This is a genomic window from Actinomadura sp. 1N219 (assembly GCF_044326405.1).
Taxonomy (GTDB): Bacteria; Actinomycetota; Actinomycetes; order Streptosporangiales; family Streptosporangiaceae; genus Spirillospora.
Window position 1 is genome coordinate 162,025 of record NZ_JBIRAY010000010.1, and the last position, 19,882, is coordinate 181,906.

Genomic DNA, 19,882 nt, shown 5'->3' on the forward strand with positions numbered 1-19,882 from the left:
AGCCACTGCCTCAACCACGCAACAACCTGAACCACTGCGATCGCGTCCGAAGGCAGGTTCGAGCTTGCGAGAACCTGATCGCGCAGCGAGCCGCCAGGCGAGCCGAAGCGATGCAGCGATCGCACGCATTGCACGACGATGGAGGCCGCCAAGGCCGAAGGAGGAGTGCGATGCAATAAACTGGTGGCCCGTGGACAAGTGAGCCTTCGTCCGCCTCGCAACGACCACGGGAGCACCTCTTTGCCATCGGCACCCACTGGTAGATCGCGTCCTACCAAGCATCTGTTCGTCACCGGCGGCGTCGCGTCCAGCCTCGGCAAGGGGCTGACGGCGTCCAGCTTGGGACGGCTTCTCACCCTCCGCGGCCTCCGGGTCACCATGCAGAAGCTCGACCCGTACCTGAACGTCGACCCCGGGACGATGAACCCGTTCCAGCACGGCGAGGTCTTCGTCACCGACGACGGCGCCGAGACCGACCTCGACATCGGGCACTACGAGCGGTTCCTCGACACCGAGCTGCACGGGTCGGCGAACGTCACGACCGGGCAGGTGTACTCCAGCGTCATCGCCAGGGAGCGGCGCGGGGAGTACCTCGGCGACACCGTGCAGGTGATCCCGCACATCACCAACGAGATCAAGGACCGGATCCGGGCGATGGCCGTCGCCCGGGGCGCCGGCGGGCCGTCCGGCCGGACCGGCACGGCCGACGACGCCCAGGTGGACGTCGTCATCACCGAGGTCGGCGGGACGGTCGGCGACATCGAGTCCCTGCCGTTCCTGGAGTCGGTCCGGCAGATCCGGCACGAGATCGGCCGGGAGAACTGCTTCTTCCTGCACGTGTCGCTGCTGCCCTACATCGGGCCTTCCGGGGAGCTGAAGACCAAGCCGACGCAGCACTCGGTGGCCGCGCTGCGCTCCATCGGCATCCAGCCCGACGCGATCGTGTGCCGGTCCGACCGGCCGATCACCGACGGGCTCAAGCACAAGATCAGCCTGATGTGCGACGTGGACCGGGAGGCCGTGGTCTCGGCGGTCGACGCCGCGAGCATCTACGACATCCCGAAGGTGCTGCACTCCGAGGGCCTGGACGCCTACGTGGTGCGCCGCCTCGACCTGCCGTTCCGGGACGTCGACTGGGGCGCGTGGGACGAGCTGCTGCGCCGCGTCCACAAGCCCGCGCGGGAGGTCACGATCGCGCTGGTCGGCAAGTACATCGACCTGCCCGACGCGTACCTGTCGGTCACCGAGGCGCTGCGGCACGGCGGGTTCGGCAACGACGCCAAGGTCCGCATCCGCTGGGTGAAGAGCGACGACTGCGAGACGCCCGAGGGCGCCAAGCGGGAGCTGGACGGCGTCGACGGCGTCCTCGTCCCCGGCGGGTTCGGCGTCCGCGGCATCGAGGGGAAGATCGGCGCGGTGCGGTACGCCCGCGAGAACCGGCTGCCGCTGCTCGGCATCTGCCTCGGCCTGCAGTGCATGGTCATCGAGGCGGCGCGGACGCTCGGCGGGCTCGCCGACGCGGGCAGCGCCGAGTTCGACGCCACCACGGCCGATCCCGTCGTCGCGACGATGGCGGAGCAGGTCGACGTCGTCGCGGGGGAGCGGGACATGGGCGGGACAATGCGGCTCGGCCTGTACCCCGCCGACCTCGCGGACGGGTCCGTCGTCCGGGAGCTGTACGGGGAGGCGGAGGTGTCCGAGCGGCACCGGCACCGGTACGAGGTCAACAACTCCTACCGCGACCGGCTGGAGAAGGCCGGGCTGCGGTTCTCCGGCCTGTCGCCCGACGGGAGGCTCGTCGAGTACGTCGAGCTGCCGCGCGAGCAGCACCCGTTCTTCGTCGGGACGCAGGCGCACCCGGAGTTCCGGTCCCGTCCGACGCGCCCGCACCCGCTGTTCACCGGCCTCGTGTCCGCCGCGCTCGACTACGCCGAGGACCGTGCGGGCGGCCGCGGCGCCGCCGGCGGGGTGACCGCGCCATGACGCCGGACGACGTCCGCGACCGGCCCGAACGCTGGACGGTCGTGGAGCGGACCGAGGTCTTCCGCGGCCGGGCGTTCGGCGTCCGGCAGGACAGGGTCGAGATGCCGCGCGGCGACGGCACCGAGGTCGTCACCCGGGACGTGGTCGCGCATCTCGGGTCCGTGGGCGTCCTCGCGCTCGACGACGACGACCGGGTGCTGCTGCTGCGGCAGTACCGGCATCCGGTGTCGCGGCAGCTGTGGGAGGCGCCCGCCGGGCTGCGGGACGTCGACGGCGAGCCGCTGCGGAAGCTCGCCGAGCGGGAGCTGCTGGAGGAGGCCGGGTACCGCGCCGACCGGTGGGACACCCTCCTCGACGTGTTCACCTCGCCCGGCATGACGGACGAGCGCGTCCGGATCTTCCTGGCCCGCGGCCTCGCCGAGGTGCCCGCCGCCGAGATCGACTTCGAGCGCGTCCACGAGGAGGCCGACATGCCGGTGGTGTGGGTGCCGCTGGACGAGGCCGTCCGCAAGGTGCTGGCCGGCGAGGTGCGCAACGCGATCGCGTGCATGGGCGTCCTCGCGGCGCACGCGGCCCGCGCGTCCGGGTTCGCCGGCCTGCGCCCGGCCGACGCGCCGGAGGACTGAGGTCCCCTTCGACGGCCGGAGGGGGCATGATGGGCGGGTCCCCGGAGCCCACGGCCGGAAGAGGTGCCGCACTGTCCCCGTCGCCGACCCCCCGGAGCGCCACGCGGCCCCCCGCTCCCGACGCCGGTTCCGACGCCGGTTCCGCGCTCGGCGAGGCCTCCGCGCTCGGCTCCGCCGTGCGCACCTACCTGGGGCACCTGGCGGTCGAGCGGGGTCTGGCCGCCAACACGCTCAGCTCGTACCGGCGCGACCTGCGCCGCTACGCGCAGATCCAGGACGGACGGGGCCGCGCGGACATCGGCGACATCACCGAGGACGACGTCCGCGCGTACCTGGTGACGCTGCGGGAGGGCGACGACGACCATCCGCCGCTGTCGGCGGGCTCGGCGGCGCGGGCGCTCGTCGCCGTCCGCGGGCTGCACCGCTTCGCGCTGCGCGAGGGCCTCGCCGCCCGCGACCCCGCGGGCGACGTCAAGCCGCCGACGCCGCCGCGCCGCCTGCCCAAGGCCATCTCCCTGGACGAGGTCGAACGCCTCCTCGCCGCCGCGGCCGCGCCCGCCGCGTCCGGCGACCCCGGCGCCGCCCGCGGGCTGCGCGACCGGGCGCTGCTGGAGCTGCTGTACGGGTCCGGCGCGCGGATCTCCGAGGCCGTCGGCCTGGACGTCGACGACATCGACCTGGCGGACGGGTTCGTCCGCGTCGCGGGCAAGGGCGGCAAGGCCCGGGTCGTGCCGATCGGCGACTACGCCCGCGAGGCCGTGGACGCCTACCTGGTGCGGGCCCGTCCCGAGCTCGCGGCGGCCGGGCGCGGCGGCCCGGCGCTGTTCCTGAACGCGCGCGGCGGCCGCCTGTCGCGGCAGGGCGCGTGGATGGTGCTGCGCGCCGCCGCCGACCGCGCGCACCTGTCCGAGGTGTCGCCGCACACGCTGCGGCACTCGTTCGCCACGCACCTGCTGGACGGGGGAGCCGACGTCCGCGTCGTCCAGGAGCTGCTGGGGCATGCTTCGGTCACCACGACGCAGGTGTACACGCTGGTGACCGTCCAGTTGCTGCGCGAGGTCTACGCCACCTCCCACCCCCGCGCCCGCACCTGACGCCCACGCGTCCCGGACCTGACAACCTGCGCTCCCGGAGCTGACAAATCGCGACGATCGTCGCGCGTCGGCTTGAGACCGGGGAGGTACGGGCCTAGAGTCCCCGTTCTGGATGGCATTTCCGGGCCGCCGGGGAGGGATCTGGTGACCAGCACTAACGGTGCGGAAGGAGTCCTTTCCTCCGCCACCATCGAGACCGATCCGAGCCGGGCCCTCGGGCCCACGCAAAGACCCGTGCCGGTGTTCCCCGAACCGGAACCCATGGCAGAGCACGGACCCGCACGGATCGTCGCCGTCTGCAACCAGAAGGGCGGCGTCGGCAAGACCACCACGACGATCAACCTGGGGGCCGCGCTCGCCGAGTTCGGCCGCCGCGTCCTGCTCGTCGACTTCGACCCGCAGGGCGCGCTCTCGGTCGGCCTCGGCAAGGGCGACCCGCGCCAGCTCGAGTACACGGTCCACAACATGCTGCTCGAGCGCGACACCGACTGGGAGGACATCGTCATCGAGACCGGCGTCGACGGGATGGAGCTCCTGCCGAGCAACATCGACCTGTCCGGCGCCGAGGTCCAGCTCGTCCACGAGGTCGGCCGCGAGTACATCCTGCAGGGCGCGCTGAAGTCGGCCATCGAGCACTACGACTACATCCTCATCGACTGCCAGCCGTCGCTCGGCCTGCTCACCATCAACGCGCTGGCCGCCAGCGAGGGCGTGCTGATCCCGCTGGAGTGCGAGTACTTCGCGATGCGCGGCGTGGCGCTGCTGATGGAGACGATCGAGAAGGTGCAGGGCCGGATCAACCCGGACCTGGTGATCGACGGCGTCCTCGGCACCATGTACGACTCGCGGACCCTGCACACGCGGGAGGTGCTCGGCCGCATCGTCGAGGCGTTCGGCGAGAAGGTCTTCCACACCGTCATCAACCGCACCGTGCGGTTCCCGGACGCGACCGTCGCCGGGGAGCCGATCACGTTCTTCGACCCGAACTCGATGGGCGCGAACGCCTACCGGGGCCTCGCGCGGGAGGTGCTCGCCCGGTGGGCGGAGCTGGCGTGAGCCCGCGCCGCCCCCTCGCCGCGCACGGCCGTCCCCCAGGCCGCTCCTGACGAACGGACACGACGTGAGCCAGCCCCCCGGCGGGCCGCCGCCCGCGGCCGTCCCACCGTCGCAGCCGTCCCCGCCGCCGCTGCCCCCGCCGCCGGGGCGGGGCCCGCGGCCGACCGCCGTCATCGTGATCGCGGCGGTCGCGGTGGTGGTCGTGGCCGTCCTCGTCGTGACGGCCGCCGCCGTCCTGATCCTGGCGGACGACGACGAGTCGTCCAAGCCCCTGTCCTCCGGGCCCGTCGACCTGCGCGAGCCGCTGACGTTCAGGCTGGTCGCGCAGGAGTCGCAGCCGCCCTGCACCGGCGGCGCCCTCGCCCCGCCCGACAAGTCCGGCTGCTACGTGTTCGGCCCGGACGCGCTGACGGTGCGCCGGCTCGAAGAGGTCAAGGCCGTGCCGCCCGACCCGGCGCAGGGCCGCAGCGGCTGGAGCGTCGCGCTGACGCTGGCGTCCGGGGACGCCACCGGCTTCGCGACCCTGACCGGCAAGGCCGCCCAGGCGTTCCAGAGCCAGCTTCCGGCGGGGAACATGGGCATGCTCGTCGGCGGCACGCTGGTGTCGTCGCCAGCGCAGGTGACCGCGCCCATCAACGGCGGCCAGGTCCAGATCGACGGGCCGCCGGAGACGTTCACGCAGACGTACACGGAGGGCATCGTCCGGCGGCTGATCGGGAAGTAGCCGCGCGGGCCGCGGCGCCTCGTCACCGCTCGTGACCGGACGTGGTGCGAGCACCCGCCGCGCGTGGGACGATATGGCCGGTGAGCACAGTGCAGGAGGCGTTCTCCGCTACGGTGAGCGATGTGGACGAGACGTCGCCCGAACCGGGGCAGGGGGCCGAGGAGGAGCACGGCTTCCACGTCCACCTGGACAACTTCGACGGCCCGTTCGACCTGCTGCTCGGCCTGATCTCCAAGCACAAGCTCGACATCACCGAGGTGTCGCTGCACAAGGTCACCGACGACTTCATCGCGCACATCCACGCGCACGGCCAGGACTGGGACCTCGACCAGGCCAGCCACTTCCTGCTGGTCGCCGCGACCCTCCTCGACCTCAAGGCCGCCCGGCTGCTGCCGTCCGGCGAGGTCGACGACGAGGACGACCTGGCCCTCCTGGAGGCCCGCGACCTGCTGTTCGCGCGGCTCCTGCAGTACCGCGCCTACAAGGAGGTCGCGCAGGTGATCGCGGCGCGGATCGCCGAGGCGGGCCGGCGGTTCCCGCGCATCGTGCCGATGGAGCCGAGGTTCGCGAACGTACTGCCGGAGGTGCTGCTCGGCCTCGGACCGGACGAGTTCGCCCGGCTCGCCGCCAAGGCGCTCACGCCGAAGGAGCCGCCGTCGGTCTCCGTCGAGCACATCTACCAGCCGAAGGCCAGCGTCAAGGAGCAGGCCGCGATCGTCGTCGAACGGCTCCGCCGGCTGCGCCGGACGACGTTCCGCGTCCTCGCGTCCGACGCCGAGGGGACCTATGAGGTCGTCGCGCGGTTCCTGGCGCTGCTGGAGCTGTACCGCGACCAGAACGTCGCGTTCGAGCAGGACGAGCCGCTCGGCGAGCTGCGCGTCGCGTGGACCGGCGCCGACGACGGCGACGTCGAGGTCGGCGACGACTACGAGGGCGCCCCTCAGAAGGACGGGAAAGACCAGAAGGACGAGGGACACGATGACTGAGGACCCCGGCGAGACCCCGCCGGAGCCGCCCGCACCGCCGGAGCCGCCGGAGCCGCCCTCGCCGCTGGAGCCGCCTGAGCTTGCGGAACTGCCCGGGTTGCGCGCGTCCATCGAGGCGATCCTGCTGGTGGTGGACGAGCCCGTCGCCGAGATGACCCTCGCGCAGCTGCTGGAGCGCCCCCGCGGCGAGGTCGCGGAGACGCTGCGGGAGCTGGCCGCGGAATACACCGGCCAGGGCCGCGGGTTCGATCTCAGGGAGGTCGCCGGCGGCTGGCGGTTCTACACCCGGGACGTGTGCGCCCCCGTCGTGGAGCGGTTCGTCACCGACGGGCAGCAGGCGCGGCTGACGCAGGCCGCGCTGGAGACGCTCGCCGTCGTCGCGTACCGGCAGCCGGTGAGCCGGGCCCGCGTGTCGGCGATCCGGGGCGTCAACAGCGACGGGGTGATGCGGACGCTGACGCTGCGCGGCCTGATCGAGAACGCCGGGCAGGACCCGGAGTCGCAGGCGCACCTGTACCGCACCACCGGGTACTTCCTGGAGCGGCTCGGGCTCCGCGACCTCGACGAGCTCCCCGAGCTCGCCCCCTACCTGCCCGACGACCTGCCTGACGACATAGTTTGAGGACATGTGAGCGAGAACGAGGGCGTGCGGCTGCAGAAGGTCCTGGCCGAGGCCGGGATCGGCAGCCGCCGCCACTGCGAGGAACTGATCGGCGAGGGCCGCGTCACCGTCGACGGGAAGCGGGTCTTCCGGTTCGGCGAGCGCGTCGACCCGCAGCGCGCCGTCATCCATGTGGACGGCAAGCGCGTCGAGACCCGCGCCGAGATGCGCTACTACGCGATCAACAAGCCGCGCGGCGTGGTGTCCACGATGTCGGACGAGCGGGGCCGCAAGTCCCTCGCCGACTACGTCGAGGTGCCCGAGCGGCTGTTCCACGTCGGACGGCTCGACACCGACACCGAGGGCCTGATCCTGCTCACCAACGACGGGGAGCTGTCGCACCGTCTCACGCACCCGTCCTACGGGGTCGAGAAGACGTACCTGGCGGAGATCCACGGCCCGATCCCGCGCGACCTCGGCAAGCGGCTGCGCGCGGGCGTGACGCTGGACGACGGGCCCGCCAAGGCCGACAAGTTCCGGATCTTCGACCAGGTCGGCAGGCGCGTCCTGGTGGAGATCACCTTGCACGAGGGGCGCAAGCACATCGTCCGGCGGCTGCTGAAGGAGGTCGGGTTCCCCGTCCAGCAGCTGGCGCGCATAGAGTTCGGGCCGATCAAGCTGGGGCAGCTGAAGCCCGGCGGCATGCGGGCGCTGACCGTGCACGAGATCGGCGAGCTGTACAAGGCGGTCGGGCTGTAGGGCCGTGGCTGTAGGGCCGTTACCAGGACGGACGCGAGGAGAGGATCAGGCTGTGGCGGTACGGGCGGTCCGCGGGGCGACGCAGATCGACGCCGATGAGCGGGGGCAGATCCTGGCGGCGACGACGGAGCTCGTCACCGCGGTGATGTCCCGCAACGAGCTGAGCACCGACGACGTGATCAGCGTCATCTTCACGGTGACGCCGGACCTCACGGCGGAGTTCCCGGCGCTCGCCGCCCGCAAGCTCGGCTTCCACGAGGTGCCGCTGCTGTGCGCGACGGAGATCGGCGTGCCCGGCGCGCTGCCCCGGGTGATCCGGCTGATGGCGCACGTCGAGACGGACCGTTCGCGCGCGGACGTCCAGCACGTCTACCTGCGCGGCGCGACCGCCCTCCGCCTGGACATCGCGCAGTAGCGCCCGAGCGGAGCGAGGCATGCGCAGGGCGCAGCAGCGTCCTCGCGGCGCGGGGCGTGCGCGGCGCGCAGTAGGGTGACCGGCGTGACTGAGGACGTGGTGCCGCGGCGGATCGTCGTCGTCGGGACGGGACTGATCGGGACGTCGATCGCCCTGGCCATGAAGGAGCGCGGCGCCGAGGTGCTGCTGGCCGACCGGGACGAGGCCGCGCTGCGGCTGGCGGTCGAGCTGGACGCCGGCGAGCCGCTCCCCGACGGGGCCCGTGACGAGCCGGCCGACCTGGCGGTGCTCGCCGTGCCGCCCGCGGCCGTGGCGGTCACGCTGCTGGACGCGCAGAAGCGCCGCCTCGCCGCCGCGTACACCGATGTGGCGAGCGTGAAGGCGCTGCCGCTGGCGCAGGCGGCCGACCTGGGCTGCGACCTGACGACGTTCGTGGCGGGGCATCCGCTCGCGGGCAGCGAGCGGTCCGGGCCGGGCGCGGCGCGCGCCGACCTGTTCCTCGGCCGTCCGTGGGCGCTGTGCGCGGCGCCGCAGTCGAGGCCGGAGGCGGTGGAGGCCGTCCGGGGCCTGGCGAAGGCGTGCGGCGCGATGCCCGTCGAGGTGGACGCCGCCGAGCACGACCGGGCCGTCGCGCTCGTCTCGCACGGCCCGCACGTGGTGTCGGCGGCGGTCGCCGCCCGGCTCACCGGCGCGGACGACGTCGCGCTCGGCCTGTCCGGGCAGGGCGTCCGGGACGTCACCCGGATCGCGGCGAGCGACCCCCGGCTGTGGATCGGCATCCTGTCGGCGAACTCCCAGCCCGTCGCGGACGTGCTGGAGGCCGTCGCGACCGACCTGGCGGTGGCGGCTTCGCTGCTGCGCGACGGCAGCGAGGAGGCCGCCGCGCACGTGGCCGACCTGCTGCTGCGCGGGAACGCGGGCCGGTCCCGCATCCCGGGCAAGCACGGCGGCGACCAGCCCACGTACGCGACCGTCCAGGTGGTCATCCCGGACCGTCCGGGCGAGCTCGCGATGATCTTCCAGGCGGCGGGGATCGCGCAGGTCAACATCGAGGACGTGACGATCGAGCACTCGCCGGGCCGCCCGCTGGGCGTGCTGGAGCTGGCGGTGGAGCCGGCGGCGGCCGAGCGGCTGGCGGACGAGCTGCGCGCCCGCGGCTGGTCCGTCCCGTCCCCGGCAGGCGGCACAGGAGCCTGACCGGCCCGGCCGCGCAGGGGTCTGACGGGCCGCGCAGGGACGGGACGGTGCCGCGAGGCCGGTAGCCTGGTTCGCTGGGGCTCGCGCCGGGGGAACACAGCGCGCCCGTGGGACTAGAGAGGGATCGATCGTGCCGCTCGTCATCGCCATGGACGGACCCTCCGGGTCGGGCAAGTCCAGCGCGTCCAAGGGCGTCGCCCGCGCGCTCGGGCTCCGCTACCTGGACACGGGCGCCATGTACCGCGCCGTGACGTGGTGGATGCTGGACAAGGGCGTGCCGGTCGAGGACGCGGCCGCGGTCGAGGCCCGCGCGGCGGAGCCGGTGATCGCGTCCGGCACCGACCCGGACGCGCCGGCGATCACCGTGGACGGGACGGACGTGTCCGCCCCGATCCGCACCCGCGACGTGACGAACGCGGTCAGCGCCGTCAGCTCGGTCCCGGCGGTCCGCGCCCGGATGGTCGCGCTGCAGCGCGAGATCATCGGCTCCGGCGGGATCGTGGTGGAGGGCCGCGACATCGGCACGGTCGTCGCGCCGGACGCGCCGGTCAAGGTGTACCTGACGGCCAGCGAGGAGGCGCGGGCGGCGCGCCGCGCGAAGGACCTCGCGGCCGACCCGGGCGCGTCGGTCACGGTCACTCAGGCGGAGCAGGCGCGCCGCGACCGGCTCGACTCGACCCGGAAGGCGTCGCCGCTGACCAGGGCGGGCGACGCGCACGAGATCGACTCGACGGAGCTGAGCCTCGCCGAGGTCATCGAGGCGGTCGTCCGCCTCGCCAAAGAGCATGAGTGAACGGGCGGCCGGACGGCCCCCGCGGGGAATTCACAGTGAGCGATAACGAGATCGAGACCGTGGACGTCGTCGAGGACGTCGCCGCGGACGAGGGGCCCGCGCCCGTCGTCGCGGTGGTCGGGCGGCCGAACGTCGGCAAGTCGACCCTGGTCAACCGGATCCTCGGCCGCCGCGAGGCGGTCGTGGAGGACGTCCCGGGGGTGACCCGCGACCGCGTCGCCTACGACGCGTCGTGGAGCGGCCGCCGGTTCACCGTCGTCGACACCGGCGGCTGGCTGCCCGACTCGGTCGGGCTCGCCGCGGCGATCGCCGAGCAGGCCCGGCTGGCGGTCGACCTCGCCGACGTCGTGATGTTCGTGGTGGACGCGACGGTCGGCGCGACCGACGTGGACGAGGCCGTCGTGGAGATCCTGCGCCGGTCCGGCAAGCCGGTGGTGCTGGTCGCGAACAAGACCGACAACGCCGCCGTCGAGGCGGACGCGGCGCTGCTGTGGTCGCTCGGCATCGGCGAGCCGCACCCGGTCAGCGCGCTGCACGGGCGCGGCAGCGGCGACCTGCTCGACGCGGTGCTGGCCGCGCTGCCCGAGGAGGCGCCGCCGGAGTCGTTCGAGGAGGCGGGCGGGCCGCGCCGGATCGCGCTGCTGGGCCGTCCGAACGTCGGCAAGTCGAGCCTGCTGAACCAGCTGGCGGGGGAGAACCGGGCGGTCGTGGACGCGGTGGCGGGCACGACCCGCGACCCGGTCGACGAGCTGATCGAGCTCGGCGGCCGGACGTGGCGGTTCATCGACACCGCCGGGATCAGGCGGCGGCACCGCGAGAACCAGGGCGCCGACTTCTACGCGACGCTGCGCACCCAGTCCGCGCTGGAGCGCGCCGAGGTCGCGGTCGTCCTCGTGGACGCCGACCAGCCGCTCGCCGAGCAGGACCTGCGGATCATCTCGATGGTCGTCGCGTCGGGCCGTGCGCTGGTCCTCGCCTACAACAAGTGGGACCTGCTGGACGAGGAGCGCCGCCACTACCTGGAGCGGGAGATCGACCGGCAGCTGCACCACGTCCGCTGGGCGCCGCGCGTGAACGTCTCCGCCAAGACGGGGCGGCACATGGAGAAGCTGGTCCCGGGCATCGAGACGGCCCTGGACGGCTGGAACACGCGCGTCCCGACGTCCAAGCTGAACCAGTTCTTCGCCGACCTGGTCAGCTCGCACCCGCATCCGGTGCGCGGCGGCAAGCAGCCGCGCGTGCTGTTCGCGACGCAGGCGAGCGTGCGGCCGCCGCGGTTCGTGCTGTTCACGTCCGGGTTCCTGGAGGAGGGGTACCGGCGGTACATCGAGCGGCGGCTGCGCGAGGAGTTCGGCTTCGAAGGGACGCCCCTCGACATCGCGATGAAGATCCGCGAGAAGCGCGGCAAGGGCAAGAAGTAGCGGAATTATCGCACCTGCGGCCCGCTGGGGATCTTTCCCCGGCGGGCCGCGGCATGTCAGGATGCAGCTACGACCGACGAGTAAGTCCTCCATTACTCGTCGAGTCGGGTGACACGTGCGTGAGGGGTGGAACGTGAAGCTCTTGCTGCTCATCTCCTGTGCCGTCGTCTGCGTGGCGCTGAGCTTCGCCTGGCGGGAGCCGTGGATCGGCGGTGTCGGCTTGCTGGTCGCCTTCGCCGCCATGTTCACCGACCGCGACGACGTGCGGCTGGACGAGGAGCGGGGCAGCCACGAGACGACCAAGGCCGTCCGGGACATGCGCCGCCGGGACCGCCACCAGCGGTAGCGGCCCCTTCGTCCGGCGGTCGGCCGCGGGACGGATCGCGCTACCGGTCGAAGCGTGTTCCGCCCGCGATGTGCCGGTCGCCAGGCGGCGCGGGTGCGGGCGCCGGCGGGTTCTCCCGCGCGTACCGTCCGTACACCAGGGGCTGCGTGGTGGTCGCGCCCGCCTGGCCGTCGCCGTCCGGTGGCGTCGACTCGCGGACGCCGATCACGGCGAAGCGGCCGAGCGCGAGCGCGGCCAGGAACACGGCGGCGACGCCGAGCCCGGTGAACCCGGACAGCTGCTCGGCGAGCCGCTGCCCTTCGCCCGAGCCGAGCGGGTCGCCGATGCCCTGGACGTCCCAGAGCGTCGCGACGGACGTCCCGACGACGAACCAGGCGCCGCCGAGCGCGGCGAGCCAGGCGCCGAACACGCCGAACGCGCGGTTGGCGGCGGCGAGCACGATCAGCCCGCCGAGCACGACGGCCACGGCGGGCGCGATGACGAGCTGGAGCCGGTCGGTGTCGTACACCCAGGTGTCGTCCGGCGCGAAGCCGAACCCGAAGTACGGTCCGGCGAAGGGGAGCAGGCCGCCCCAGAGGCCGAGCAGCACCAGCAGCGTGCCGCTCAGGCCGCCACGGGAGCGTGGAGCGCGCATGGTCCCAGTCATGATCATTCCTCCTGACCGGGCGTGTGATTCTGGTTTAGGTCACCATTACCCCCACCGAACCAGTCCACACGGCGGGGGGCGAAAGGAGCGAACCGCATGGTAGCGGACCTCGAAGTCGTCCACGCGCATGAGGAACCGCCTGCCCGCTGGGAGGCCGCGGTCTTCCTCGCCGGGCCCACGCCCCGGTCGCCCGGGGTCGCGTCCTGGCGCCCCGAAGCCGTGGCCGCCTTGCGTGAACGTTGGCGCGGGCCTGGGCTGCTCGTGGTGTTCGTCCCGGAGCACCGGCACGGCGTGCATGACGACTATGCCGGCCAGGTCGAGTGGGAGGAACGCTGCCTGCACCTGTCCGACGAGGTGATCTTCTACGTGCCGCGCGACCTGGCCACCATGCCCGCGTTCACCACGAACGTGGAGTGGGGGATGTGGCACGACAGCGGACGCGTCGTCTTCGGCGCACCGCCGCAGGCGCCGAAGAACCGCTATCTGCTGCATTACGCCGCCAAATGGAGCGTGCCGACGGCGAGCGACATCCCGGGGACGGTGGCGGCGGCGCTCGAACGGATCGGCGCGGGCGCGTCCCGGACGGGCGGGGAGCGGGAGATCCCGCTGCTGCTGTGGCGCGAGGAGCCGCTGCGGCGCTGGTACGCGGGCCAGCGCGCGGCGGGCAACGCCCTGCTGGGGGCGCGGGTGGTGTTCCGGTTCGGCAACCACTGGGGCCTGCACGTCCGGATGCACGTCGCGGCCGAGGACCGGGTGAAGGACAACGAGATCGTCTTCGGACGGCCCGACGTCTCCGCCGTCGTCCTGCACCGGCCCGGGGAGACGCTGGACGAGACGGAGGTCGTGCTCGTCCGGGAGTTCCGGAGCCCGTGCGTGAACGGGTTCGTCCACGAGCTGCCGGGCGGCTCCGGGACGGGCGGCCCGGCTGACGTCGCGCTTGGCGAGGTCGAGGAGGAGACCGGCCTCGTCCTGGCGGCGGCGCGGCTGCGGGCGCACGGGACACGGCAGGTGAACGCCACGATGTCCGGGCACCAGGCGCACCTGTTCTCCGCCGAGATCACCGGTGACGAGCTGGCGCGCCTCCGGTCGTCCGGGCCGCACGGTCTCGCGGCGGACGGCGAGCGCACCTACGTCGAGATCGCCGCGTTCGGCCGGATCAGGCGGGAGCGCCTCGTGGACTGGTCCTGCCTCGGCATGATCACGGAAGTCCTGCTGGACGTGCGCTGATCCGCAACTGCGATGGGTGTCGCCTCTATCGGCTTGCATTCTCCTTGAGAACCTCGTACTTCTCCTTGTATCTGCGGGTCGTTAGGCTTGGCCGTGTGACGACGTTCAGGATCAGCGAGGCGGCGGCGCTGCTCGGGGTCAGCGCGGACACGGTCCGGCGCTGGGTGGACGGCGGGCGGCTCCCGGCGTCCAGGGACGAGCACGGGCACCGCCTGGTCCCCGGGGCCGAGCTCGCCTCGTTCGTGCGCGACCAGGCGCGCGGCGGGGGAGCGCCGTCCGGCCAGGGCGAGCGGTTCTCCTCGGCGCGCAACCGGATGCGGGGCATCGTGACCGACGTCGTCCGCGACGGGGTGATGGCGCAGGTTGAGATCCAGGCGGGGCCGTTCCGGGTGGTGTCGCTGATGAGCCGCGAGGCCGCCGACGACCTCGGGCTGCGCGTGGGCGTGGTCGCGGAGGCGGTCGTGAAGTCCACCACCGTCATCGTCGAGCTGCCGGACTGAGGAGGTTCCGTGCGCACGTGGATCGCGATCACGGCCGCCGCCCTGCTCGTCGCAGGCGCGGGCGCGGGCGCGGCGGGCTGCGGCGAGGTCGGCGACGACGCGTCCGGGACGGGCGGCGGCAGCGGCGGCGGCGGCGACAAGGGGACGCTGACGGTGTTCGCCGCCGCCTCGCTCACCGAGGCGTTCACCTCGCTCGGCCGGACGTTCGAGGGATCGCGCCCCGGGGTGAAGGTCAGGTTCAACTTCGGCGCCAGCTCGACGCTCGCGCAGCAGATCACGCAGGGCGCCCCCGCTGACGTGTTCGCCGCCGCGAGCCCCGCCACGATGAAGACGGTGACGGACGCGGGCGACGCCGCCGGCACGCCGCAGGTGTTCACCCGGAACCGCCTGGTCATCGCCGTCCCCAAGGACAATCCCGGCAAGATCTCCACGGTGGGCGACCTGTCGAGGCCGGGGCTCAAGGTCGTGCTGTGCGTGGCGCAGGTGCCGTGCGGGGCCGCCGCCGCGAAGGCGCTCGGCGCGGCCGGGACCGACGTCGAGCCGGTGTCGCGGGAGAAGGACGTCAAGGCTGTCTTGACCAAGGTCGGCCTCGGCGAGGCGGACGCCGGGCTGGTCTACCGCACCGACGTCAAGGCGGCGGGCGGCGAGGTCACGGGCATCGAGTTCCCGGAGGCGGCGCAGGCCGTCAACGACTACCCGATCGTGGAGGTGGCCGGGGCCCCGCAGGGCGCGCTCGCGAAGGAGTTCGTCCGGCTCGTGCTGGGGCCGCAGGGCAGGACGGCGCTGAACCGGGCCGGTTTCGAGGCGCCGTGAAGGACGCCGACAGGCTGGTCGGGCGTCCCCCGTGGGTCCTGCTCGTGCCCGCGCTGGCCGGGATCGCCTTCCTGGTGCTGCCGCTCGCCGGGCTGCTCGTCCGCGCCCCCTGGGCGACGCTCGGCACCCGCCTCATGCAGGACCAGGTGCTGGACGCGCTGCGCCTGTCGCTGGTCACCGCGACGCTCGCGACCGTCCTGAGCCTGCTGCTCGGCGTCCCGCTGGCCTGGACGCTGGCGCGGGTCCCGTTCCGCGGCGTCCGGCTCGTCCGGGCCCTAGTGACGGTGCCGCTGGTGCTGCCGCCGGTGGTGGGGGGCGTCGCGCTGCTGCTCGTCCTCGGGCGGCGCGGGCTGGTCGGCGGGTGGCTGGACGACGCGTTCGGGATCACGTTCCCGTTCACCACGGCCGGGGTCGTGCTGGCCCAGACGTTCGTGGCGATGCCGTTCCTGGTGATCAGCGTCGAGGGCGCGCTGCGCGCCGCCGACCTGCGCTACGAGGAGGCCGCCGCGACCCTCGGCGCCGGCCGCTGGACGATCTTCCGCCGGGTCACGCTGCCGCTGGTCGCGCCCGGCGTCGCGGCCGGGGCCGTGCTGTGCTGGGCGCGGGCGCTCGGCGAGTTCGGCGCGACGATCACGTTCGCGGGGAACTTCCCGGGCCGGACGCAGACGATGCCGCTGGCCGTCTACCTGGCGCTGGAGACCGACCCGCAGGCCGCGATCGTGCTCAGCCTCGTCCTGCTCGCCGTGTCGGTGATCGTCCTGGCGGCTCTCAGAGATCGTTGGATGAGCACCTCATGAGCGAAGCGAACCGGGGGGTGCGGGGGGTCGTCCCCCCGCCGGGAGCAGGGGCGCCGGGGCTGGAGGCGCGGCTGGTGGTGCGGCGTGCGGCGTTCGACCTCGATCTCGCGCTCGCCGCCGCGCCCGGCGAGGTGGTGGCGCTGCTCGGCCCGAACGGGGCGGGCAAGAGCACCGCGCTGCGCGCCCTGGCCGGGCTGGTCGCGATGGCGGGCGGGCACATCCGGGTGGACGGCGCCGACCTGCGCTCCCTGCCCCCCGACCGGCGCGGCATCGGCATGGTCTTCCAGGACTACCTGCTGTTCCCGCACCTCAGCGCGCTGGAGAACGTCGCGTTCGGGCCGCGCTGCCAGGGCGCGGGCCGCCGCGCGGCCCGGCGCCGGGCCGCCGAATGGCTGGACCACGTCGGCCTGGCGGAGTTCGCGTCCGCGCGGCCCCGGGCGCTGTCGGGCGGGCAGGCGCAGCGCGTCGCCCTCGCCAGGGCGCTGGCCGTCGATCCCCGGCTGCTCCTGCTGGACGAGCCGCTCGCCGCCCTCGACGTCCACACGCGGATGGAGGTCCGCGCCGCGCTCCGCCGCCATCTGGCCGGGTTCGGGGGCGCGGCCGTGCTCGTCACCCACGACCCGCTGGACGCGATGGTCCTGGCCGACCGCCTCGTCGTCATCGAGGGCGGGCGGCTCGTCCAGGAGGGGACGCCCGCCGAGGTCGCCCGCCGTCCGCGCACCGACTACGTCGCGCGGCTGGTCGGGCTGAACCTGTACCGGGGCCGCGCCGAGGCCGGGACGGTCACCGTCGGGGACGGCGCCGGGACGCTCGACACGGTCGACTCCCTGGAAGGTGAAGTCTTCCTTGCCTTCTCGCCATCCGCGGTGGCGCTGTACCGGACGCGTCCCGACGGCAGCCCCCGCAACCTGTGGCGCGCCCGCGTCGCCGCGATCGAACGGCAGGGAGACCGCGTCCGGGTGCGGTTGTCGGGGCCGCCTTTCGACGCGGTCGCGGAGGTGACTCCGGCCGCCGTGGCGGAGCTTCAATTGTCCGAGGGCAGCATGATCTGGGCGGCAGTGAAGGCCACCGAAACCCACGTTTACCCAGCTTGAGGCGCTCCGTGCCGGCGAGTCCCGGCACGCCGCGCGGCCCGCCCGCAGACCGGTGATATCTATCACAAAATCGGGCACGAACGCCCAAAAGCGGACGTGATTGGTCCAGACCAAATGGCAAAAACGGCGGGTCTTGTTCATCATGCAAACATCCTGCGAACAGCTGAAGGAGTTGCCCGTGTCCAACCAGGTCCCCGGGGCCGACCAGGCCCCTACCGGCCACACCGAACTGACTGAGTGGGTACGCGGGATCGCCGAGCTGACGAAGCCCGACCGCGTCGAGTGGTGCGACGGCTCGGACGAGGAATGGGAGCGCCTGACCGGCGTCCTCGTCGACCAGGGCACCCTCACGCGGCTCGACCCGGCCAAACGGCCCAACAGCTTCTACGCGGCGTCCGACCCCACCGACGTCGCCCGTGTCGAGGACCGCACGTTCATCTGCTCCGAGAAGGAGGAGGACGCCGGCCCCACCAACCACTGGATCGCCCCGGACGAGATGCGCGAGACCCTCGGCGGCCTCTTCGACGGCTGCATGAAGGGCCGCACCATGTACGTGGTGCCGTTCTGCATGGGCCCCCTGGGCGGCAAGATCTCGCAGCTCGGCGTGGAGATCACCGACTCCGCCTACGTCGCCGTGTCGATGCGGATCATGACGCGGATGGGGACCCCGGCGCTGCGGCTCATCGAGGAGCGCGGCTCGTTCGTCAAGGCCGTCCACTCCGTCGGCGCCCCGCTGGAGCCCGGTCAAGCGGACGTCAAATGGCCGTGCAATTCCACCAAATACATCACGCACTTCCCCGAGACGCGGGAGATCTGGTCGTACGGGTCCGGGTACGGCGGCAACGCGCTGCTCGGCAAGAAGTGCTACGCGCTGCGGATCGCGTCCACGATGGCGCGCGACGAGGGCTGGATGGCCGAGCACATGCTCATCCTGAAGCTCACGCCGCCGGAGGGCGAGACCCGCTACGTCGCCGCGGCGTTCCCGTCGGCGTGCGGCAAGACGAACCTCGCCATGCTGGAGCCGACCATTCCGGGCTGGAAGGTCGAGACGATCGGCGACGACATCGCCTGGATGCGGTTCGGCGACGACGGCCGCCTCTACGCGATCAACCCTGAGGCCGGTTTCTTCGGCGTCGCGCCCGGCACCGGCGAGAGCACCAACGCCAACGCCGTGAAGACGCTCTGGGGCAACAGCATCTTCACCAACGTCGCGCTGACCGACGACGGCGACGTGTGGTGGGAGGGCCTCACCGACGAGCCGCCCGCGCATCTGACCGACTGGCGCGGCGACGACTGGACCCCGGCGTCGCAGACCCCGGCGGCCCACCCCAACGCCCGCTTCACCACCCCGGCCGGGCAATGCCCGATCATCGCCGACGAGTGGGAGGACCCGAAGGGCGTCCCGATCTCCGCGATCCTGTTCGGCGGGCGGCGCGCGTCCGCCGTCCCGCTCGTCACCGAGTCGTTCGACTGGCAGCAGGGCGTGTTCCTCGGCGCGAACGTCGCGTCCGAGAAGACCGCCGCCGCCGAGGGCACGGTCGGCGAGCTGCGCCGCGACCCGTTCGCCATGCTGCCGTTCTGCGGCTACAACATGGGCGACTACTTCGGCCACTGGCTCGACGTCGGCAAGGCCACCGACGCCGAGAAGCTGCCGCGCATCTACTACGTCAACTGGTTCCGCAAGAACGCCGACGGCAAGTTCATCTGGCCGGGCTTCGGCGAGAACAGCCGCGTCCTGAAGTGGATCGTGGAGCGGCTCAACGGCCGGGCCGACGCCGTCAAGACGCCGATCGGGCACCTGCCGACCCGGGACGCGCTCGACACCGAGGGCCTCGTCCTCGACGACGCCGACCTGGAGACGCTGCTGTCGGTCGACACCGAGGTGTGGAAGCAGGAGGCCGCCCTCGTCCCCGAGCACTTCGACAAGTTCGGTGACCACATGCCGACGGCGCTGTGGGACGAGTACCACGACCTCGTCCGCCGCCTGGAGCACTGACCGCAGGATCGGCTCGCCGCCGCGCGCGCCCGCCCGCCGACGACCTCGGCGGGCGGGCGCTTCGCGCTGCGGGCAGGCGGGAACCCCCTGCGGCTCCCCGGAACCTCAGCGGACTCCCCGGAAACCTCAGCGGACTCCCCGGAAACCTCAGCGGGCTCCCCGGAAACCTCAGCGGGCTCCCCGGAAACCTCGACCGCGGTTGAGGTCGCATAGGATGCGGTCATGACGCGGCTTGAGCACCGGTTGCACGAACTGACCGTCGGACAGCTCGCCGAGCGGAGCGGCGTGGCCGTCTCGGCGCTGCACTTCTACGAGTCCAAGGGCCTGATCAGCAGCCGCCGCACGGCGGGCAACCAGCGGCGCTTCAGCCGCGACACGCTCCGCCGCGTGTCGTTCATCAAGGTCTCCCAGCGCGTCGGCATCCCGCTCAGCGACATCCGCGACGCGCTCGGCACGCTCCCGGAGGAGCGCACCCCCACGGTGGACGACTGGGCGCGCCTGTCGGAGAACTGGCGGAGCGTCCTCGACGACCGCATCCGCCAGCTCGAACGGCTCCGCGACGACCTCACCGAATGCATCGGCTGCGGCTGCCTCTCGATCAACAAGTGCGCCCTCGCCAACCCCTATGACCGGCTCGGCGACGAGGGGCCCGGGCCGCGCCGGCTCCTCGTCCGGCACGGCACGTCGTCCGGTCCGCAGGCGGCGGGCGAGAGGGACGTCCACGAAGCCCCCAACCCCTGCCACGCCGACCCGTGCCCCTCCGACTGAACGGTCAGCGGCGGCACGGATCAGCGGCGGCGCGGTTCGG

At 73.0% G+C, this 19,882-nt stretch carries 21 protein-coding genes; 20 read left to right on the forward strand and 1 reads right to left on the reverse strand.

Going from position 1 to position 19,882, the window contains the following annotated elements:
• Positions 1 to 240 precede the first annotated feature (240 nt).
• The 13 genes from ACH35V_RS27955 to ACH35V_RS28015 all read left to right on the forward strand — a co-directional run bounded on the left by ACH35V_RS27955 (position 241) and on the right by ACH35V_RS28015 (position 12,001).
• Positions 241 to 1,983 carry a CTP synthase gene (locus ACH35V_RS27955; protein WP_395976579.1) on the forward strand — a complete coding sequence of 581 codons (1,743 nt, stop codon included), beginning with the start codon at positions 241 to 243 and terminating at the stop codon, positions 1,981 to 1,983.
• Positions 1,980 to 2,609, forward strand: coding sequence for an NUDIX domain-containing protein (locus tag ACH35V_RS27960; RefSeq protein ID WP_395976581.1), 630 nt, complete (start codon positions 1,980 to 1,982; stop codon positions 2,607 to 2,609). Before ACH35V_RS27955 ends, ACH35V_RS27960 begins: the two co-directional genes overlap by 4 nt.
• Before the next feature lie 26 nt (positions 2,610 to 2,635).
• Positions 2,636 to 3,703 (forward strand): site-specific tyrosine recombinase XerD, encoded by a 1,068-nt coding sequence (gene xerD / locus ACH35V_RS27965; RefSeq protein WP_395976583.1) that lies wholly within the window; start codon positions 2,636 to 2,638, stop codon positions 3,701 to 3,703.
• Between the two features lie 189 nt (positions 3,704 to 3,892).
• Complete coding sequence (locus tag ACH35V_RS27970) at positions 3,893 to 4,759, forward strand: ParA family protein (protein ID WP_395977055.1); 867 nt, start codon at positions 3,893 to 3,895, stop codon at positions 4,757 to 4,759.
• 64 nt (positions 4,760 to 4,823) lie between these two features.
• The gene (locus tag ACH35V_RS27975) at positions 4,824 to 5,483 is read left to right on the forward strand and encodes a hypothetical protein (RefSeq protein ID WP_395976585.1); all 660 of its coding nucleotides are present in this window, start codon (positions 4,824 to 4,826) and stop codon (positions 5,481 to 5,483) included.
• A 113-nt stretch (positions 5,484 to 5,596) separates the two neighbouring features.
• The gene (locus ACH35V_RS27980) at positions 5,597 to 6,469 is read left to right on the forward strand and encodes a segregation and condensation protein A (protein ID WP_395977057.1); all 873 of its coding nucleotides are present in this window, start codon (positions 5,597 to 5,599) and stop codon (positions 6,467 to 6,469) included.
• Positions 6,462 to 7,091 (forward strand): SMC-Scp complex subunit ScpB, encoded by a 630-nt coding sequence (gene scpB / locus ACH35V_RS27985; RefSeq protein ID WP_395976587.1) that lies wholly within the window; start codon positions 6,462 to 6,464, stop codon positions 7,089 to 7,091. The genes ACH35V_RS27980 and scpB overlap by 8 nt, the downstream gene beginning before the upstream one ends.
• A 6-nt stretch (positions 7,092 to 7,097) precedes the next feature.
• The gene (locus ACH35V_RS27990; RefSeq protein WP_395976589.1) at positions 7,098 to 7,829 is read left to right on the forward strand and encodes a pseudouridine synthase; all 732 of its coding nucleotides are present in this window, start codon (positions 7,098 to 7,100) and stop codon (positions 7,827 to 7,829) included.
• 52 nt (positions 7,830 to 7,881) lie between these two features.
• A complete protein-coding gene (gene aroH, locus ACH35V_RS27995) occupies positions 7,882 to 8,244 on the forward strand; it encodes a chorismate mutase (protein WP_395976591.1) in 363 nt (120 codons plus the stop codon).
• A gap of 84 nt (positions 8,245 to 8,328) precedes the next feature.
• Positions 8,329 to 9,441 carry a prephenate dehydrogenase gene (locus ACH35V_RS28000; RefSeq protein ID WP_395976593.1) on the forward strand — a complete coding sequence of 371 codons (1,113 nt, stop codon included), beginning with the start codon at positions 8,329 to 8,331 and terminating at the stop codon, positions 9,439 to 9,441.
• A gap of 130 nt (positions 9,442 to 9,571) precedes the next feature.
• Positions 9,572 to 10,234, forward strand: a complete 663-nt coding sequence (gene cmk, locus ACH35V_RS28005; RefSeq protein ID WP_395976595.1) for a (d)CMP kinase — start codon at positions 9,572 to 9,574, stop codon at positions 10,232 to 10,234.
• A gap of 35 nt (positions 10,235 to 10,269) precedes the next feature.
• Positions 10,270 to 11,655 (forward strand): ribosome biogenesis GTPase Der, encoded by a 1,386-nt coding sequence (der, locus tag ACH35V_RS28010; protein ID WP_395976597.1) that lies wholly within the window; start codon positions 10,270 to 10,272, stop codon positions 11,653 to 11,655.
• Positions 11,656 to 11,788: 133 nt separating this feature from the next.
• Positions 11,789 to 12,001: a hypothetical protein gene (locus ACH35V_RS28015; RefSeq protein ID WP_395976599.1), complete on the forward strand. Its 213-nt coding sequence runs from the start codon at positions 11,789 to 11,791 to the stop codon at positions 11,999 to 12,001.
• Positions 12,002 to 12,041: 40 nt separating this feature from the next.
• Here ACH35V_RS28015 and ACH35V_RS28020 read toward each other — a convergent pair whose 3' ends face one another.
• On the reverse strand, positions 12,042 to 12,647 hold the full coding sequence (locus tag ACH35V_RS28020; protein WP_395976601.1) for a hypothetical protein: 606 nt from the start codon (positions 12,645 to 12,647) through the stop codon (positions 12,042 to 12,044).
• Between the two features lie 96 nt (positions 12,648 to 12,743).
• Here ACH35V_RS28020 and ACH35V_RS28025 point away from each other — a divergent pair, with 96 nt between their 5' ends.
• From ACH35V_RS28025 to soxR, 7 genes are all read left to right on the forward strand, one after another.
• Positions 12,744 to 13,874 (forward strand): nucleoside 2-deoxyribosyltransferase domain-containing protein, encoded by a 1,131-nt coding sequence (locus ACH35V_RS28025; RefSeq protein ID WP_395976603.1) that lies wholly within the window; start codon positions 12,744 to 12,746, stop codon positions 13,872 to 13,874.
• 95 nt (positions 13,875 to 13,969) lie between these two features.
• Entirely contained in the window at positions 13,970 to 14,374 is a 405-nt protein-coding gene (locus tag ACH35V_RS28030) for a molybdopterin-binding protein (protein ID WP_395976605.1), read from the forward strand.
• Between the two features lie 9 nt (positions 14,375 to 14,383).
• Positions 14,384 to 15,187, forward strand: coding sequence for a molybdate ABC transporter substrate-binding protein (gene modA / locus ACH35V_RS28035; RefSeq protein ID WP_395976607.1), 804 nt, complete (start codon positions 14,384 to 14,386; stop codon positions 15,185 to 15,187).
• Positions 15,184 to 15,984, forward strand: coding sequence for an ABC transporter permease (locus ACH35V_RS28040; protein ID WP_395976609.1), 801 nt, complete (start codon positions 15,184 to 15,186; stop codon positions 15,982 to 15,984). Before modA ends, ACH35V_RS28040 begins: the two co-directional genes overlap by 4 nt.
• Complete coding sequence (locus ACH35V_RS28045; RefSeq protein ID WP_395976611.1) at positions 15,981 to 17,078, forward strand: ABC transporter ATP-binding protein; 1,098 nt, start codon at positions 15,981 to 15,983, stop codon at positions 17,076 to 17,078. Before ACH35V_RS28040 ends, ACH35V_RS28045 begins: the two co-directional genes overlap by 4 nt.
• Positions 17,079 to 17,256: 178 nt before the next feature.
• Entirely contained in the window at positions 17,257 to 19,074 is a 1,818-nt protein-coding gene (locus ACH35V_RS28050; RefSeq protein WP_395976613.1) for a phosphoenolpyruvate carboxykinase (GTP), read from the forward strand.
• A gap of 222 nt (positions 19,075 to 19,296) precedes the next feature.
• Positions 19,297 to 19,842: a redox-sensitive transcriptional activator SoxR gene (soxR, locus tag ACH35V_RS28055; RefSeq protein ID WP_395976615.1), complete on the forward strand. Its 546-nt coding sequence runs from the start codon at positions 19,297 to 19,299 to the stop codon at positions 19,840 to 19,842.
• Positions 19,843 to 19,882: the final 40 nt, after the last annotated feature.